Below are 2,197 nucleotides of genomic sequence, written 5' to 3' on the forward strand. Positions count from 1 at the left end.
CCCGAAGGGCCTCGTCCTCAAACGCCGGACGGGCTGGTTGGTGCCGGGCGGGTTGGTTGGTGCGGGGACGGGGCTGGTTGGTCGTCGGGCGGGCTGGTTGGTCGCCAGGTGCGCTGGTGGTGCAAGGACGGGCTGGTTGTCGCCAGGCGGGTGACGGGCCGGTTGGTGCAGGGACGGGCTGATTGTCGCCGAGCGCGCTGGTGGTGCCAGGACCGGGTGGTGGTGCAACGGCGGGCTCATTGGTGCAAGAGGGTGTGTGTCACAGGGCCCTCCCGTTCCGTCGGGTCCGATCGGGACCTATCGTCAAGGTCATGTTCGCCGTCTACGCCGCCCGAATCGACCGCGACCAGCCGCTCAACGGCCTTGAGCTCGGGGACCGTCCGGCCCCCGAGGCCCGGCCCGGCTGGAGTGTCGTCGATGTCAAGGCCGCCTCCCTCAACCACCACGACCTCTGGTCCCTCAAGGGTGTGGGCCTGTCCGAGGACAAACTGCCGATGATCCTCGGCTGCGACGCCGCCGGTGTCGACGAGGACGGCAATGAGGTCGTCCTGCACTCCGTGATCGGACAGAGCGGTCACGGCGTCGGGCCCAAGGAGCCCCGGTCCATCCTCACCGAGCACTACCAGGGCACGTTCGCCGAGCAGGTCGCCGTGCCGATCTGGAACATCCTGCCCAAGCCCAAGGAGCTCTCCTTCGCGGAGGCCGCTTGTCTGCCCACCGCCTGGCTGACGGCTTACCGCATGCTCTTCACCAATGCCGGTGTACGGCCCGGCGATTCGGTCCTTGTGCAGGGTGCAGGCGGCGGTGTCGCGACGGCCGCGATCGTGCTCGGGAAGGCGGCGGGGCTGCGGGTCTTCGCCACCAGCCGGGACGAGGCCAAGCGGAAGCGGGCCGTCGAGCTCGGTGCCGTCGAGGCCGTGGAGTCGGGGGCGCGACTGCCGCAACGGGTCGACGCCGTCATCGAGACCGTCGGGGCCGCCACCTGGTCGCACTCCATCAAGTCCCTGCGTCCCGGTGGCACGCTGGTCATCTCCGGCGCGACCAGCGGTGACCGGCCCTCGCATGCCGAACTGACCCGCATCTTCTTCCTGGAACTCAAGGTCGTCGGCTCCACGATGGGCACCAAGGACGAACTGGAGGACCTGCTCTCCTTCTGTGCCGCCACCGGCGTACGCCCCGTCATCGACGAGGTGCTGCCGATGGACCGGGCGCGGGAAGGCTTCGAACGGATGCAGTCCGGCGAGCAGTTCGGAAAGATCGTGCTCACCAACGAGTGACGCGTTGCGTGTGTTGTGCGGCGGGTCCGGTTCTCCGGGCCCGCCGTTCGCGTTTCCGTACGGCCGTTCTTGTCAACTGTGGTTGACGTACTCTTCGTGTCAACGTAAGTTGACATCATGACCGAAGCAACGGATCTCGCCGAGCGCGCGGGCGACCGCGATCCACGGGTCGGACTGCGCGCCGTCGCCGCACTGCGCAGGCTGCTGGAGCAGCTGGAGGCGGTGCAGGTGCGCAGTGCGCGCAATCAGGGCTGGTCGTGGCAGGAGATCGCCGCGGAACTCGGTGTGAGCAGGCAGGCCGTGCACAAGAAGTACGGGAGGCATTGATGTTCGAGCGGTTCACGAAGGACGCCCGTGCGGTGGTGCAGGGGGCGGTTGCGCATGCGGAAAGGGCGGGGGCGCCGTCCGTCGACGCCGAGCACATACTGCTCGCGCTGCTCGACCGCGAGGGCAGCCGCGGCTCGTTCGCGCTCACCTCGCTCGGGGTGACCGGTGAACGCAAGGAGTCGGTACGGGAGGCGGTGGCCGAGGCGCGTCGGCGGGCCGGGCTGTCCCAGGCCGAGGCCGACGCCCTCGCCGGGCTGGGGATCGACGTGTCGCAGATCGTCGCCCGGGTGGAGGAGGTGCACGGCGTCGGAGCGATGTCCGGCGGCCGCCAGGACAAGGGCTGGTGGTCCGGGCGGCGTACGTTCGGCCGGGGCGCCAAGCAGATCCTGGAGACGTCGCTGCGCATGGCCGTCGCCCGCGGCCACCGATACATCGGCGACGAGCACATCCTCCTGGCGCTGACCGTCCGTCCTGGCGTGCCCGCCGAGATTCTCGCCGACCACGGGGTGACGCACGAGTCGCTGATACGGGTGCTGTTCGGTGGGGGCGGTGAGGCGAAAGCCGGCTGAGCGGGCAGGCGGGCGGGTGGGTGG

Annotated in this window: 3 protein-coding genes; all 3 read left to right on the forward strand. The window is 69.7% G+C overall.

All coding sequences use genetic code 11. The features are described 5' to 3' along the window. Positions 1-311 precede the first annotated feature (311 nt). The 3 genes from P2Q00_RS50525 (at position 312) to P2Q00_RS50535 (ending at position 2,173) form a co-directional block, all read left to right on the forward strand. A complete protein-coding gene (locus P2Q00_RS50525; protein WP_275781980.1) occupies positions 312-1,277 on the forward strand; it encodes a zinc-binding dehydrogenase in 966 nt (321 codons plus the stop codon). A 117-nt stretch (positions 1,278-1,394) separates the two neighbouring features. Next, on the forward strand, positions 1,395-1,604 hold the full coding sequence (locus tag P2Q00_RS50530) for a helix-turn-helix domain-containing protein (RefSeq protein WP_016437953.1): 210 nt from the start codon (positions 1,395-1,397) through the stop codon (positions 1,602-1,604). After that, the gene (locus P2Q00_RS50535; protein ID WP_275781981.1) at positions 1,604-2,173 is read left to right on the forward strand and encodes a Clp protease N-terminal domain-containing protein; all 570 of its coding nucleotides are present in this window, start codon (positions 1,604-1,606) and stop codon (positions 2,171-2,173) included. Before P2Q00_RS50530 ends, P2Q00_RS50535 begins: the two co-directional genes overlap by 1 nt. The last annotated feature ends 24 nt before the right edge of the window (positions 2,174-2,197 follow it).

This window comes from Streptomyces coacervatus, assembly GCF_029223485.1.
Taxonomy (GTDB): Bacteria; Actinomycetota; Actinomycetes; order Streptomycetales; family Streptomycetaceae; genus Streptomyces; species Streptomyces coacervatus.